General features: G+C 29.8%; 16 protein-coding genes. 11 read left to right on the top strand and 5 right to left on the bottom strand.

The window, feature by feature from the left end; genetic code table 11:
• Window positions 1–138 precede the first annotated feature (138 nt).
• The 5 genes from purU (at window position 139) to JEY78_RS10760 (ending at window position 5,004) form a co-directional block, all read left to right on the top strand.
• Window positions 139–993 carry a formyltetrahydrofolate deformylase gene (purU, locus tag JEY78_RS10785; RefSeq protein WP_291850869.1) on the top strand — a complete coding sequence of 285 codons (855 nt, stop codon included), beginning with the start codon at window positions 139–141 and terminating at the stop codon, window positions 991–993.
• Window positions 994–1,508: 515 nt separating this feature from the next.
• On the top strand, window positions 1,509–3,512 hold the full coding sequence (locus JEY78_RS10775) for a urocanate hydratase (protein WP_291850864.1): 2,004 nt from the start codon (window positions 1,509–1,511) through the stop codon (window positions 3,510–3,512).
• A gap of 15 nt (window positions 3,513–3,527) precedes the next feature.
• Window positions 3,528–4,058, top strand: a complete 531-nt coding sequence (locus JEY78_RS10770; protein ID WP_291850861.1) for a DUF4136 domain-containing protein — start codon at window positions 3,528–3,530, stop codon at window positions 4,056–4,058.
• A 66-nt stretch (window positions 4,059–4,124) separates the two neighbouring features.
• Window positions 4,125–4,292, top strand: coding sequence for a DUF5522 domain-containing protein (locus JEY78_RS10765; protein ID WP_291851003.1), 168 nt, complete (start codon window positions 4,125–4,127; stop codon window positions 4,290–4,292).
• A 10-nt stretch (window positions 4,293–4,302) separates the two neighbouring features.
• Window positions 4,303–5,004: a DUF4197 domain-containing protein gene (locus JEY78_RS10760; protein ID WP_291850858.1), complete on the top strand. Its 702-nt coding sequence runs from the start codon at window positions 4,303–4,305 to the stop codon at window positions 5,002–5,004.
• A gap of 153 nt (window positions 5,005–5,157) precedes the next feature.
• Here the strand turns inward: JEY78_RS10760 and JEY78_RS10755 are convergent, their stop codons facing one another.
• The gene (locus JEY78_RS10755; protein WP_291850855.1) at window positions 5,158–5,964 is read right to left on the bottom strand and encodes an ABC transporter substrate-binding protein; all 807 of its coding nucleotides are present in this window, start codon (window positions 5,962–5,964) and stop codon (window positions 5,158–5,160) included.
• Window positions 5,951–6,772 carry an orotidine-5'-phosphate decarboxylase gene (pyrF, locus tag JEY78_RS10750; RefSeq protein WP_291850852.1) on the bottom strand — a complete coding sequence of 274 codons (822 nt, stop codon included), beginning with the start codon at window positions 6,770–6,772 and terminating at the stop codon, window positions 5,951–5,953. Before pyrF ends, JEY78_RS10755 begins: the two co-directional genes overlap by 14 nt.
• A gap of 75 nt (window positions 6,773–6,847) precedes the next feature.
• Between pyrF and JEY78_RS10745 the strand changes: the two genes are divergently transcribed.
• From JEY78_RS10745 to JEY78_RS10730, 4 genes are all read left to right on the top strand, one after another.
• Window positions 6,848–7,924 (top strand): ABC transporter permease, encoded by a 1,077-nt coding sequence (locus JEY78_RS10745; RefSeq protein WP_291850850.1) that lies wholly within the window; start codon window positions 6,848–6,850, stop codon window positions 7,922–7,924.
• 102 nt (window positions 7,925–8,026) lie between these two features.
• Complete coding sequence (gene tpiA / locus JEY78_RS10740) at window positions 8,027–8,785, top strand: triose-phosphate isomerase (protein ID WP_291850847.1); 759 nt, start codon at window positions 8,027–8,029, stop codon at window positions 8,783–8,785.
• Complete coding sequence (gene prmA, locus JEY78_RS10735) at window positions 8,785–9,618, top strand: 50S ribosomal protein L11 methyltransferase (RefSeq protein ID WP_291850845.1); 834 nt, start codon at window positions 8,785–8,787, stop codon at window positions 9,616–9,618. Before tpiA ends, prmA begins: the two co-directional genes overlap by 1 nt.
• Before the next feature lie 16 nt (window positions 9,619–9,634).
• Window positions 9,635–9,910 (top strand): ATP-dependent Clp protease adaptor ClpS, encoded by a 276-nt coding sequence (locus JEY78_RS10730; RefSeq protein WP_291850842.1) that lies wholly within the window; start codon window positions 9,635–9,637, stop codon window positions 9,908–9,910.
• Between the two features lie 175 nt (window positions 9,911–10,085).
• Here JEY78_RS10730 and JEY78_RS10725 read toward each other — a convergent pair whose 3' ends face one another.
• The 3 genes from JEY78_RS10725 to JEY78_RS10715 are packed head-to-tail and all read right to left on the bottom strand — an operon-like array spanning window position 10,086 to window position 13,610.
• The gene (locus JEY78_RS10725) at window positions 10,086–11,627 is read right to left on the bottom strand and encodes an acyl-CoA carboxylase subunit beta (protein ID WP_291850839.1); all 1,542 of its coding nucleotides are present in this window, start codon (window positions 11,625–11,627) and stop codon (window positions 10,086–10,088) included.
• A gap of 18 nt (window positions 11,628–11,645) precedes the next feature.
• On the bottom strand, window positions 11,646–13,088 hold the full coding sequence (locus JEY78_RS10720) for an acetyl/propionyl/methylcrotonyl-CoA carboxylase subunit alpha (protein WP_291850836.1): 1,443 nt from the start codon (window positions 13,086–13,088) through the stop codon (window positions 11,646–11,648).
• 36 nt (window positions 13,089–13,124) lie between these two features.
• Entirely contained in the window at window positions 13,125–13,610 is a 486-nt protein-coding gene (locus tag JEY78_RS10715; RefSeq protein ID WP_291850833.1) for a biotin/lipoyl-containing protein, read from the bottom strand.
• A gap of 313 nt (window positions 13,611–13,923) precedes the next feature.
• Here JEY78_RS10715 and JEY78_RS10710 point away from each other — a divergent pair, with 313 nt between their 5' ends.
• Window positions 13,924–14,235 (top strand): isoamylase early set domain-containing protein, encoded by a 312-nt coding sequence (locus tag JEY78_RS10710; protein WP_291850830.1) that lies wholly within the window; start codon window positions 13,924–13,926, stop codon window positions 14,233–14,235.
• Between the two features lie 539 nt (window positions 14,236–14,774).
• The gene (locus JEY78_RS10705; protein ID WP_291850827.1) at window positions 14,775–15,773 is read left to right on the top strand and encodes a GntR family transcriptional regulator; all 999 of its coding nucleotides are present in this window, start codon (window positions 14,775–14,777) and stop codon (window positions 15,771–15,773) included.

Genomic DNA, 15,773 nt, shown 5'->3' with positions numbered 1-15,773 from the left:
AAAATTAGCTAGTATTTAAACTGCAATTTATGATTTTTTTAAAATTATAACGTTAAAATTATCATTTATCTAACTTTTATAATTTCGGTATAGGCTAAACTTATTTTGCATAATTTTGACACTTAATAAACGCTATAAATGAAACGAATAATAGTACTTATAAATTGTAACGATAGACAAGGTATAATTGCCTCTGTTACAAATTTTATTCAACAACAAAATGGTAATATTGTATATATAGATCAGCACGTAGATAGGGAAAATTTAATGTTTTTTATGCGTTTGGAATGTGAGTTTTCAAAAGCTACGTTTTCTGTTGAAATATTTGAAGAAAATTTTGCTGAAACGTTTTCTGAAAAATTTAATATGAATTGGCAATTATTTGATGCTGATATAAAGCCGAAAATGGCATTGTTTGTTTCAAAATATGAGCATTGTTTGTATGATATTTTAAGTAGATATAGTTCTAATGAACTAGATGTTGAAATCCCGTTAATTATTAGTAATCATCCTGATTTAGAGTATATTGCTAATAGTTTTAATATTCCATATTATTATATTAAGATTACAAAAGACACCAAAGAAGCCGCTGAAGATTTACAATTAAAACTGTTGCAAGAGTATGAAATAGATTTTATTGTGTTGGCTAGGTATATGCAAATAGTTTCCAGTAAATTAATTGAAAAGTACACCAACCAAATTATAAATATTCATCATTCATTTTTACCTGCGTTTCCAGGTGCAAAACCATATCATTCAGCATTTGCAAGAGGCGTTAAAATTATTGGAGCGACTAGTCATTATGTGACAGAAGATTTAGATGAAGGACCAATTATTGAGCAAGATATTACGCGTGTTACGCATACCAATACTATTAAAGATTTTATTTTAAAAGGAAAAGATTTGGAGAAAATTGTGCTTTCCAGAGCCATTAAATTACATACCAAACGAAAAGTAATGGTATATAAAAATAAAACAGTAGTCTTTATTTAAGGTATTTTAAAAACGAAAAGTATTTCCTGGTTTTTAAATAGTATAAGTTATTTTCGTTTGTATAAGCTTCTCTTTCGAAGCTTATGTTTTTATAAGCTTTGTTATGATTTTTATATTGAAAAAGGCGAATTAAATATTCAATAAAATACCACACAAAAAAGAAAACCCAAATCAATTCAACTTGTTGTTTTAAGTGAATTTTTTCGTGATTCAAAAGAATTTTATTTGTTCTTAAATATTTATTTTTCAAAAATATGAACGGATAAATACTTAAGCCACAATATTTTTTAGGAAATATATGTTTAATAATTATAATCATTACATGGTAACTTATTCAAAAATCAATCCAAATTGAACTATATTTGTAAAACACCAAATAAAAGAAATTATTTTGGACGTTTTGCACTTTAAATATAAAAAATGTATTGCATTAACTCATTCTAGAGTTGGTATACGTTATCCTTAGTTTTTTAGTTTTTTCAATAGTAGAAATTATTAAAAATAAACCTTACAATATGACATTTCAAGAAAATATTCTACAAGGAATTCCAGCTGAATTACCTTCAATTAAAGCCTACGATACAACTATAAATCACGCGCCAAAGCGAAAAGAAATTCTTTCAAAAGAAGAAAAAGAATTGGCAATAAAAAATGCGTTACGATATTTTGATAAAAAGCATCATGCTATTTTAGCAAAGGAATTTGCTGATGAATTAAAAGAATTTGGAAGAATTTACATGTATCGTTTTCGTCCAGATTATAAAATGTATGCACGTCCAATAAACGAATACCCAGGAAAGTGCGAACAAGCAAAAGCAATTATGCATATGATTCAAAATAATTTGGATTATGCTGTTGCGCAACATCCTCATGAATTAATTACTTATGGTGGAAATGGTGCTGTTTTTCAAAACTGGGCACAGTATTTAATTACCATGAAATACTTGTCTGAAATGACGGATGAGCAAACATTGACTATGTATTCTGGGCATCCAATGGGATTATTTCCTTCACATAAAAATGCGCCAAGAGTAGTGGTTACTAACGGAATGATGATTCCTAATTATAGCAAACAAGATGATTGGGAAAAATATAATGCTTTAGGAGTTACGCAATATGGACAAATGACTGCAGGAAGTTATATGTATATTGGTCCACAAGGAATTGTTCATGGTACAACCATTACAGTGTTAAATGCTGGTCGGAAAATTGCAAAAAATAAGGAAGATTTATCAGGGAAATTATTTTTAACATCAGGTTTAGGAGGAATGAGTGGAGCACAGCCAAAAGCTGGAAATATTGCTGGTTGTATTACGGTTTGTGCAGAAGTGAATCCAAAAATTACTGAAATTCGATTGTCTCAAGGTTGGATTGACGAGAAAATTTCAGATTTAACTCAACTGGTTGAAAGAGTTAAAAAAGCAAAAGCGGCAAAAGAGGTGGTTTCAATAGCCTATTTAGGTAATATTGTGGAGGTTTGGGAAAAATTTGCAGATGAAAATATATACGTAGATTTAGGTTCCGATCAAACATCCTTACATAATCCGTGGGCTGGAGGTTATTATCCAGTAGGAATTTCTTTTGATGAAGCTAATGAAATGATGTCCTCAAATCCAGATTTGTTTAAAGAAAAAGTACAGGAAAGTTTAAGGAGACAAGTAAATGCAATTAATAAACACACTATAAAAGGAACTTACTTTTTTGATTATGGAAATGCTTTTTTACTGGAATCTAGTAGAGCAGGAGCTGGTGTGATGGCTGAAAACGGAATCGATTTTAAATATTCATCTTATGTGCAAGATATTATGGGGCCTATGTGTTTTGATTATGGTTTTGGTCCGTTTCGTTGGGTTTGCACTTCAGCAAATCCAACAGATTTAGAAAAAACCGATGCTATTGCTTGTTCAGTTTTAGAAAAAATAAAAAAGAATTCACCGGAAGAAATACAACAACAAATGGCGGATAATATTCAGTGGATTAAAGGTGCTCAGGAAAATAAATTAGTAGTTGGATCACAAGCACGGATTTTATATGCTGATGCTGAAGGAAGAATGAAAATTGCTGAAGCATTTAATAACGCCATAAAAAATGGTGAAATTTTAGCACCAATTGTATTAGGAAGAGATCATCATGATGTTTCGGGAACAGATTCTCCATATAGAGAAACTTCAAATATTTACGATGGGTCTAAATTTACGGCAGATATGGCTATTCAAAATGTAATTGGCGATAGTTTTAGAGGAGCAACCTGGGTTTCAATACATAATGGTGGTGGAGTTGGATGGGGAGAAGTTATAAATGGCGGTTTTGGTATGGTTCTTGATGGTAGTGTAGAAGCAGAAAAGCGTTTGAAAAGTATGCTTTTTTGGGATGTAAATAATGGAATTTCTAGAAGAAATTGGGCGCGTAATGAAGGGGCAACTTTTGCAATTAAAAGAGCAATGGAAATTGAACCAAAATTAAAAGTTACTGTGCCTAATTTAGTAGATGAATCATTATTACATGATTTGTTCAATTAGTTAAAAATTATTTATATGAAAGTCTTCAAATTATTACCATTAGCCCTACTTTTTATAGTAGCATCTTGTAGTTCGGTTCGAGTAACTTCTGATTATGATACCGCAACAGATTTTTCAAAATTTAAAACATTTGCGTTTTACAAAAAGGGAATTGATAAAGTAGAAATTTCAGATTTAGATAAACGTAGAATTTTAAAAGCTATTGAGAATGAATTGTTGGCAAAAGGATTAACTATTTCTGAAAATCCTGATATTTTAGTCAATATTTTTACAAAATCACGTCAAAAAGTAGATGTATATAACAATAATATGTACATGGGTTGGCATCCTTGGTATTACGGACCAAACTTTGGTATGCATATTTCAAAATATACAGAAGGCACGTTGTTTGTGGATTTAATTGATGCTAAAAGCAAAGAATTAGCTTGGCAAGGTATTGGAAGCGGCGCTTTAAATACTTCTGGAAACGTTACTAAAAAAGAAGAAAGAATAAAGGAGTTTGTTGGTGAAATAATGGCGAAATATCCTCCTGGAATTGAGAAATAATTGAAAAAGGAAACCTAAAGACGTTCTGAATTTTCAGAGCGTTTTTTTTTGACTATTTTTGCAGCTATGACTTTTAACAATATCACAACTTTGGAAGAAGGAGATTTTTATGTAAACGAGCAAGGTTACAAAGTTTTTACTGAGCAATACCATTTAAAAAGAGGTTATTGCTGTAAAAATGGCTGTAAGCATTGCCCATATGGATATGATTTTAAAACAGGAAAATTTAAATAATACTATAAAGATGAAAAAATTACTACTATTAATTGTAGTGTTTCAATTATCAGCTTGTGCTGAATTACAGCAAGTTGTGAATCAATTACCTAACGGAATGATTACAAATGATCAAATTGGAAACGGATTAAAAGAAGCATTAAACAACGGAATTACAAATCAGGTGAGTAAATTAGCTGTTGAAGACGGTTTTTTTAAAAATGAATTGACCAGAATTTTATTACCTGAGGAATTACAAAAAGTTGACAATACATTGCGTAAAATTGGTTTATCAAAATTAGCTGATGAAGGTTTAAAAGTTTTAAACAGAGCGGCAGAAGATGCAGTAGGTGAGGCTACTCCAATTTTTGTTGATGCTATAAAAGGAATGTCTTTTAGCGATGCAAAGAATATTTTGTTAGGAGAAAATAATGCAGCAACCATGTATTTACAAAATACTACTTCAGATGCTTTGTATCAAAAATTTAATCCAATTATAGCCAATTCTTTTCAAAAAGTAGGTGCTGATAAAATTTGGTCAGATTTAATTACTAAATACAACAATATTCCTTTGGTTAATAAAGTAAATCCTGATTTAACCAATTATGTTACTGAAGAAGCTTTAAAAGGAGTTTTTACAATGGTAGCAGTTGAAGAAAACGATATTAGAACTAAAATAAGTAGCAGAACTTCAGATTTATTAAAGAAAGTTTTTGCTTTGCAGGATAAATAAAATAGTTGTAAATAATTTAATTTAAAAAGCCTTTCAAAATTTTTGAAAGGCTTTTTTAGTTTGTTTTCCGTTATGCTGAACTTGTTTCAGCATCTTATCCATATTTTGCGAATGTAATATGAGATGCTGAAACAAGTTCAACATGATTCACATTTAAAAATGACTTTCTAGTTTTTCGTGTAGTTTTTTAAAATAATCAAAAGCTAAAAGTGTTCTAGAGCCTGCCCAACTAAACATTTCTCCATCACCAAAAACAGTAATAGATCTGTTAGTAAAGGATGCAATTTCCATTGCATGTTCATCTTTAAAAGGAAATGGTTCAGATGATAAAATTACCACATCTGGGTCGCCATCATATCTAATTTTATTTATTTCAACTTTCGGGTAACGACTCATTGTATCATAAATGTTTTCAAACTTATTTAGTTGCAACATTTCATTTATATAAGTATCATTTCCGGCCACCATCCAAGGTTTTGCCCAAATAAAATAGGCCACTTTTCTAATGGGTTTATCTTTTGTAAATTGCTTAAAATCTGCTAGTTTGTATTCTATTTTGTGCGCTAAATTATCTGCTTCTGTGCGTCTGTTAAAAATGGAGCCTAAGTGTAAAATTAAATCTATAGAATCATTCAGTGTATTAACATCAGAAAAATATGTTGGAGCAATTTTTTCCAAATCAGGCAACATATCATAAGCGTTTTCCTCTTTGTTGCACAAAATAAAATCAGGATTTAATGCTTTAATTTTTTCGTAATCCACTTTTTTGGTTCCTCCAACTATTTCTTTTGTAGATTTTAAATGATATGGATGAACACAAAATTTAGTGATCCCAACCAATTCATTTTCCAAAGCTAAATCGCATAGTAATTCGGTTTGTGACGGAACTAGTGATACAATTCTTATTGGAGTATTTTTTAAGGTAATTTCTCTACCAATTTGATCTTTAATTGTTTTCATTTAAAATTTGTTCCATTTCCTGTTGTAATTTAAACGCTTCTTTTTTTGCAGTTTCAGCAAAGTTTTTATCGTTTCCAGCGTAAATAATTCCACGGGATGAGTTAATTAACAAGCCACAATTTTTAGTTAATCCATATTTGCAAACATCTTGTAAATTTCCCCCTTGAGCACCAACTCCAGGAACTAATAAAAAATGATTTGGTACAATTTTTCGTATTTCAGAAAAATATTCAGCTTTTGTTGCTCCAACTACAAACATTAAATTTTCAGCATTTTGCCAAGTCAACGCGGTTTTTAAAACCTCTTTATATAATTCATTATTTTCAGTTTTCAAACCTTGGAAATCTAAACCTCCTTTGTTAGATGTTAATGCTAATAAAATGGTTATTTTATTTTTAAAAGCTAAAAAAGGTTCTACAGAATCGCTTCCCATATAAGGCGCAACAGTTACAGAATCAAAATTTAAATCTTCAAAAAAAGCTTTGGCATACATGGTGGAAGTATTTCCAATGTCGCCACGTTTAGCATCTGCAATGGTAAAAAGTTCCGGATAATTTTTATTTATATAATTAATGGTTTTTTCCAAAGCTTGCCAACCTTTTATTCCGTAAGCTTCGTAAAAAGCTGTATTTGGTTTGTAGGCTATAGCTAAATGATGCGTGGCATCAATAATTTGTTTGTTGAATTCAAAAATAGGATCTTCACAAGTTAATAAATGTTTTGGAATTTTAGTAATATCAACATCTAATCCAATACATAAAAATGATTTTTTTTGTTGAATTTGTGAAATGAGTTCTTGTTTGTTCATAAGTTCAAATAAAGAGTTGTGCAAAAGTAGTAATTTTAATACTTTAAGTTATATTTGTTCACCAAATAATACAATTTGTTTAATTATATTTTAAATAAAATAGGATACGGAATAGTAACACTTTTAGGAGTGATTACTGTTATTTTCTTTTTGTTTAATGTGCTTCCGGGCGATCCTGCTCGTATGATGTTAGATCAACGAGAAGATACAGAGCAGCTTCAAAATATTAGAAAAAAATATGGTTTTGACCAGCCGTTAAGTACACAATATTTTTATTATTTGAACGATTTATCTCCAATTTCTGTGCATTCAAAAAATAGTGATGATTATACTTTTTTGAGCAAAAATAAATATTCGTATGTTCAATTGTTTGCGTTTGGTCAAAAATCAGTAGTTTTAAAATATCCATATTTGCGAAAATCGTTTCAAAAAAATGATAAAAATGTATCTGATGTTATTAGTGAAACAATGCCTAATACAGCAATTTTAGCAGTTTCAGCTATTACAATTGCAATTTTGGTGGGCGTGTTTTTTGGTATTTTATCGGCACTTTTTAAAGATTCACTATTTGACAGAATTATATCCATAATTAGCACTTTAGGAATGAGCGTTCCGTCATTTTTTAGCGCCATTTTATTTGCATGGTTATTTGGTTTTGTATGGCATAAATACACCCATTTAAATATGACAGGAAGTTTATTTGAAGTAGATGATTTTGGTGAAAAGATTTACATTCAATGGAAAAATTTATTGCTTCCAGCAGTTGTTTTAGGAATTAGACCATTAGCGGTTGTAATTCAATTAATGCGAAATTCTTTGTTAGAAGTTTTAACGCAAGATTACATAAGAACTGCCAAAGCAAAAGGTCTTTCAACCTATAAAGTAATTAAAACTCATGCGTTAAAAAACGCATTGAACCCTGTTGTAACTGCAGTTTCTGGTTGGTTTGCATCTATGTTAGCAGGTGCGGTGTTTGTAGAATATATTTTTAATTGGAATGGTTTAGGCAGAGAAATTGTAAATGCGTTAAATACCTTAGATTTGCCAATAATAATGGGGAGCGTGTTAATCATTGCAACATTGTTTATTTTAATTAATATTTTTGTAGATATTATTTACGGAATGTTAGATCCTAAAATCAGATTAAAATAAATAATTGAAATCGAAAACGAATTCGTAGTATATTGAAAGGAAGTTTTTTAAGGACTGCATTATTGATTAATTTTGTAGTTATAATTTAATATAATAGTAAAAATGAGACAAAAAATAGTAGCAGGAAACTGGAAAATGAATAATAATTTAGATGAATCTAAATCGTTAGTTAAAAAAGTAGCAAAAAGTATTAAAAAGAATAAACTTAAAAATACTAGAGTAATAGTTGCTCCTACCTTTGTAAGTTTAGAAAAAGTGGCTAATAAAGCAAAAGGAACGAAGGTTGAAGTTGCTGCACAAAATATGCATTTTGCTAAAAACGGTGCTTTTACAGGTGAAATTTCTGCAGAAATGTTGAAATCTGTTGGTGTCGAAATTGTTATTTTAGGACACTCAGAAAGAAGAGAATACTTTGGAGAAACAGATGAAATGTTAGCTAAAAAAGTGGACGCAGCATTAGAAAATAAAATGGAAGTAATTTTCTGTTTTGGAGAAGTTTTAGAAGATAGAAAATCTGGAAATCATTTTAATGTTGTTGAAAGTCAAATTAAAAACGGTTTGTACCATTTAGAAGCTAAAGATTGGAAAAACATTATTTTAGCATACGAGCCAGTTTGGGCAATTGGAACTGGTGAAACTGCTTCGCCTGAACAAGCACAAGAAATGCACGCTTTTATTAGAAAAATTGTAGCTGATGAATACAATGATGATGTTTCTGAAAACGTATCTATTTTATACGGTGGAAGTGTGAAGCCAAACAACGCACAAGAAATTTTTGGAAAGCCAGATGTTGATGGAGGATTAATAGGTGGAGCTGCACTTAATAAAGATGATTTTAAAGCGATAATTGACGCAATTTAATGGATAATATTTACATATCATATACTTTTAAAATACACCCAAAAGAACCAGCAACTGAAATTTTAGTTGCTGAGTTGGGTGAAATTGGTTTCGAAAGTTTTGTTGAAAATGAAGACGGTTTGGTTGCTTATATTCAACAGACAGATTGGAATGAAAATATTTTAGCCGATGTTTTTATTTTAAATTCTGATGAATTTTCTATTTCTTTTGAAATGGAAGTTATTGAACAAACCAATTGGAATAGTGAGTGGGAGAAAAATTTCAATCCAATTCAGGTTGATGATTTGGTGAGTATTCGAGCACCATTTCACGAAAATCCAAATTTAAAATATGATATTGTAATTGAGCCAAAAATGAGTTTTGGAACTGGGCACCACGAAACAACTCATATGATGGTTCAACATTTGTTAGACTTAGATTTAACAAATAAAAAAGTGTTAGATATGGGTTGTGGAACCGGAATTTTAGCCATTTTTGCTGAAATGAAAGGCGCTAAACCAATTGATGCTATTGATATTGACAATTGGTGTTACCAAAATTCTGTTGAAAATGTAGAGCGTAATAATTGCTCAAATATTGATGTTTATGAAGGTGATGCTTCATTGTTAATAAACAAAAAGTACGATGTAATTATTGCTAACATCAATAGAAATATTTTATTGAATGATATGCAAGCATATATGAACTGTTTAAACGATGATGGTACATTATTATTAAGTGGTTTTTACCAAGAAGATATTCCAATTATTGACGCAGAAGTATCAAAATATCAATTTAAAATAGATAAAATTATTGAGCGAAATAATTGGGTTGCTTTGAAGTATCAAAAATAATTTTTAGCTTAGCAAAATGAGTACACAAAGAAAAATACAGGAAGAGGTTGATGTTTTAGAACAAGAAACAAATCAAAATGAAATTGTTTTGTTTAATGATGACGTGAATACATTTGACCACGTGATAGATTCGTTAATAGAAATTTGTGATCATACTTTAGAACAAGCAGAACAATGCGCTATATTGGTTCATTATAAAGGTAAATGTACTGTTAAAACAGGTGAATATAACGATTTAAAACCACGTTGTTCCCAGCTTTTAACAAAAGGATTATCAGCGGAAATAGTATAAAAAAAGTCAGTATTTACATACCGACTTTTCCAAAGAGTTACCTAACCAAAAGAACATTGTAAATTAAAAATGAAAAAGATGTAACTCTTTCAATTTTAGACGAAAAAAGGTAATAATACTTACAAACAAAAAAAATCTCAAATTTAATTTGAGATTTTTTTGTTTTAAACATAATTTATAAAGGAATATTTCCGTGTTTTCTGTTTGGGCGAACAATATCTTTACCTTCCAGCATCTGAAAGGCTTTTATTAATTTTCTTCGAGTATTTTTTGGATGAATTACTTCATCAATAAAACCACGTCGTGCCGCCCTGTAAGGATCAGCAAATTTATCCGCATATTCTGCTTCTTTTTCTTTCAATTTTTCTTCAGGATTTTCTGCTTCTTTTATTTCTTTTTTAAAGATAATTTCAGCGGCTCCTTTAGCTCCCATTACTGCAATTTCAGCAGTTGGCCAAGCAAAATTCATGTCTGCACCAATGTGTTTAGAATTCATAACATCATAAGCACCACCATAAGCTTTTCTGGTTATAACAGTAATTCTTGGCACAGTTGCTTCACTTAATGCATATAATAATTTTGCGCCATTTTTTATAATGCCATTCCATTCTTGGTCTGTTCCAGGTAAAAATCCAGGAACATCAACTAAAACTAAAAGAGGAATATTAAAACAATCGCAAAAACGAGTAAAACGCGCAGCTTTAATAGAACTGTTTACATCTAAACATCCTGCCAATTGTAATGGTTGATTTGCGACTATTCCAATACTTCTTCCAGCAAGCCTTGCAAATCCAACAATTATATTTTCCGCAAAATCTTTATGAATTTCAAAAAGGGAATCTTCATCAATAATTCCTTTAATAACAAGATGCATATCATAAGGTTTATGAGTGTCTTCTGGAACTATATTTTCCAGTCCTTCACGAAGTTCTTCATTTAATTGATAAGGAATTTTACGTGTAGTTTCTTTATTATTTTGAGGAATATAACTAAGTAGTTTTTTTAAATCATTTAAACATTCTATATCGTTAGCAGCTGTTAAATGGGTTACTCCAGATTTTGTTGAATGTGTACTTGCCCCGCCTAATTCTTCTGATGTAACTTCTTCATTTGTTACTGTTTTTACAACGTTCGGCCCCGTGACAAACATATAGCTTGTTTCTTCAACCATAATGGTAAAATCGGTCATAGCTGGTGAATAAACTGCACCGCCGGCACAAGGTCCCATTATTGCTGAAAGTTGTGGAATTACACCTGAAGCTTGTACATTTCTAAAGAAAATATCTGCATAACCACCAAGAGAACTCACACCTTCTTGAATTCTTGCACCACCCGAATCGTTCAAGCCAATTACGGGAGCTCCTACTTTAACTGCTTGGTCCATAATGTTGCAAATTTTTTCAGCATGAGATTTTGATAATGCGCCACCAAATACAGTAAAATCTTGTGCAAATACATAAATTAATCGGCCATTAATTGTGCCATAACCAGTTACAACACCGTCACCAAAAAAAAGTTGATTCTCCATACCAAAATCAGTACATCTATGAGTTGCTAAAGCACCCATTTCTTCAAACGAATTTTCATCTAATAAATAATTGATACGTTCTCTGGCAGTTAATTTATATTTTGCGTGTTGTTTTTTTATTCTTTCTTCTCCACCGCCTAAATATGCCAATGCAATTTTATTGTTTAATTTATCAATTTTTGATTCCATATTACTGCAATTTTTTAATTAGGTTAATGGTGTTTTTAGTAATTTTTGCTCATCAAGGTATAGTTTAAGAGCAACAGATGCTGCAATTTTAGCTTCTGCTTCAATTTCTTTTTGAAGTTTAGCTGCTGAATAATAATTTTTAACAAAATGAGTATCAAAATTTCCAGATCTAAAAGCTTCATGGTTGCATACAAATTTTCCAAACGGAAGTGTAGTTTTAGCACCAACAATTTTGTAATTATCAATTGCATCAATCATTAGTTCAATTGCTTCCTTTCTTGTTTTTCCGTATGTTATTAATTTTGAAAGCATTGGATCGTAATAAATAGGAATGTCCATTCCTGCTTCAAACCCATTATCTACTCTAATTCCTTTGCCAACAGGTAATTGGTACACACTTAATTTACCTACACTAGGTAAAAAATTATTCATTGAATCTTCTGCATAAACTCTTAGTTCTAATGCGTGTCCATTAATTTTTAAGTCCTCTTGTTTTATTAATAATTTCTCTCCTCTTGCAATTTTAATTTGAAGTTCAACTAAATCAAAACCAGTAATTAATTCAGTTACAGGATGTTCTACCTGCAATCTAGTATTCATTTCTAGAAAATAAAAGTTTAAATCGGCATCCATTAAAAACTCAACAGTTCCAGCGCCTATATAGTTGCAAGATTTAGCAACTTTAATAGCTGCTTCTCCCATTTTTGTTCGTATTTCTGGAGTTAAGATTGAGGAAGGTGCTTCTTCTATTACTTTTTGGTGACGACGTTGTATGCTGCATTCTCTCTCAAAAAAATGAAGTGTATTTCCAAAACTGTCAGCTAAAATTTGAATTTCAATATGTCGAGGTGATGAAATATATTTTTCAACAAACACGGAACCATCTCCAAAAGCTGAGATAGCTTCACTAATTGCCCGTTTCATTTGTATTTCTAAATCAGTTTCATTTTCAACTGTTCGCATTCCTTTTCCACCACCACCTGCTGAGGCTTTTATTAAAATTGGAAATCCTATTTTTTTAGCAATTTCAATGGCTTCTTTAGGATCAGTTACAGCTCTGTCTACTCCCGGAACCATTGGAATGTTGTAAGATTTTACAGCTTCTTTAGCTGCCAATTTACTTCCCATTATTCTAATAGCGTCAGATTTTGGACCGATAAAAATTATACCACTTTTTTCTACTTGTTCGGCAAAATTTGCATTTTCACTTAAAAAGCCATAACCAGGATGAATAGCATCAACATTTAATTTTTTTGCTTCATCAATTATTCGATCTCCAACAAGGTACGATTTGTTTGAAGGAGCTTCACCAATGTAAACAGCTTCATCGGCAAAACGAACGTGAGGTGCATTTCTATCAGCTTCAGAATATACAGCAACAGTTTTAATTCCCATTTTTTTTGCTGTTTTCATAACCCTAATAGCTATTTCTCCTCTATTTGCAATTAATATTTTTTTCATATGGAAAGGTATTTTTATAGGAAGTTTGAATAATTATTAGGCTAGTTCAATTAAAAGTTGACCTTTATCAACAGTTTGATTTACAGATATTGTAATGTTTTTAATGATTGCATCTTTTGGACAAGTGATGGCATTTTCCATTTTCATAGCTTCAAGAATTAAAAGCGTTTCACCTTCTTTAACTTGTTGATTTTCCTTGACCAGAACACTTAGAATAATGCCAGGCATTGGCGCTTTAATGTCGTTTACTTTTTTGGAAGCTCCCTTGTGAAAACCCATTTTTTTAATAAGTACATCTAATTGATTTGAAATTTTGACTTGATAGCTGTTGGAGTTTACAGAAATAATGTATTCTTTTAAATAGAAATCAGTCTTTTCTATGGCAACATTATAGGATGTTTTGTTTTGCAAAACGTGAAATTTAGATTCGGAAAGTTTTACAATATCTAAATTCTCACTATCTGAATCATTAAAATCATATTCTAAAGTTTCATTTACCTGCACTTTAAAATTACTTTCCATAAATAGTTTGTTTTGGTTTTCTTTTATAAAGTTATTGATTATTTTAATAGAATCATACAATAAAATTGAATATTTCGTTTTTTAAAGTACTAATTATGAGTAAAATATGCATATAATTTAATAAAGTGTCTAATTTGAAATTCCTTATGTTTTGATTATGAAGTATTTAAATAATATAATATGTTAAATTGATATTAAAAATGTATCTAAAACGTTTTCGAAGTTAATATAGAATATAAAAGTGAAAAAATTGTTGTTGAATTTAGTTTTTTTTTAGTGCAAATTTGTACAATTAATTTTAACAAATTTAGTTATGAGTTTAAAGAAGCAGTTTTTGAAAAGTAAACCAGTTTGTAAGGTAACTTTTTTAATTTCAGAGGAAGAAGCAAAAGGAGCAAACAAGGTGGAGCTATTAGGTGATTTTAACGATTGGAAATCTAAAGAAGCTATAGAGTTAACAAAATTTAAAAACGGAACTTTTAAAGTTACTGTTGATTTAGAAACTGAAAAAGAATATCAGTTTAAGTATTTATTAGATGGTGAGCAGTGGGAAAATGATTGGGAAGCAGATAAATATGTGAGCAGTGGAATTGGAGCAGAGGAGAATTCTGTTGTAATAGTTTAAAAACAATATAGTTAAAAATAAAAAAAAGAGAATTCGGGCGAATTCTCTTTTTTTTTACTACTAACTAAAAAAATCAAAAACATTACTTAAACTGATTAAGTAATTGAATTATGATGTAAAAGTATCTGTATTTGTTAAGGTAATCTATGACTTTTATCAGGAAATTGAAAAAAAGTGTAATTTTCATAAATTTTTTTAGCTTTTATGAAGTGCTTTGGCTTATTGTTGCTGGCATTAAGTTATAAATACAAAAATTTTTAAAGTAATTATTAGCTAGAAAGGGCGTCATGTATTTTCATTTTTAATTTTAAAAACTAAATTTTTTTATGTTGAATATTTGCTTTAAAAGTTACTTATTTCAAATAGTAAAAACTTATAATTACTACATAAAACCTTATAGATTAGATTAATCAATAGGTTATATTTTTTGAAAAATTAAGCGTTTCATTTTTAATATTTTCTGTTTTATAGATAATTGTGTATTGTTTTATAATTAATTTTTATTAGTTTTACATACCACAACAGAACAGATCGGTAAAATGAAAAATAACTTTACAATCAGTATTCAGCATAAAAGCGATATCCCAAAATATCAACAGATAGTAAATTCAATAAACGATGCTATTTCAAAGAAAAATATTGAAGTAGGGGATTTGCTGCCTTCCGTAAATAGTATTTGTAAAGCTCATAAAATATCTAGAGATACCATTTTTAAGGCATATTCTATTCTAAAGGAAAATGGAGTTATAGATTCTGTACCAAATAAAGGTTACTATGTTGCGAGTGATACCCGTAAAATTTTATTGGTTCTAGATACTTTTAAAGCTTATAAAGAGGTATTGTATCATTCATTTACAAATAATTTACCAGACAATATAATAACGGATATACAATTTCATCATTATAATATTGACAATTTCAAAACTATTATTAATAACAGTGTAGGTAAATATTATAAATATGTTGTAATGGGTTTTGATCACGCTTCAGTTCCAGAGGTTTTAACAAAAATAAACACAGAAAAATTGTTATTAATAGATTGGAATATTTGTGCTTCAGAAGGGTGTAATTATATTTTTCAAGATTTTGGAAAAGCTTTTGGAGACGTTCTAAATGAAGCCGTAAATCTTTTTAAAAAATACAAAGAAGTAAAATTCTTATATCCAACATTTACAAATCACCCAATTGAATCTGTTCAATATTTTGAGCGTTTTTGTAAAGAAGAGAAGATTAAATATCAAATTCTAACCAATCCAAAGGATTTTATTATTGAAAAACATACGGCGTATATAAGTGTAAGTGATAGAGTTTTAGGTAGTTTTTTAGAGCAATGTAGAGAAAAGGATTATGAGCCGGGAGTTGATGTAGGGTTTTTATCCTACAACGAAACACCCATGAAGAAATTTATTTACAAAGGAATTACAGTTGTTTCAACTGATTTTAAAGAATTAGGAACCAAAGCGGCAGAATTTATTAACCAAGATAAGAGAATGCAATATTACGTACCTACAAAATTAACAATTAGAGAATCATTATAG

Origin of the sequence: Lutibacter sp. (assembly GCF_016342705.1) — a bacterium.
Lineage (GTDB): Bacteria > Bacteroidota > Bacteroidia > Flavobacteriales > Flavobacteriaceae > Lutibacter.
Note: the sequence above shows the minus strand (reverse complement) of the source record. Positions and strands in the feature narration are given on the sequence as shown.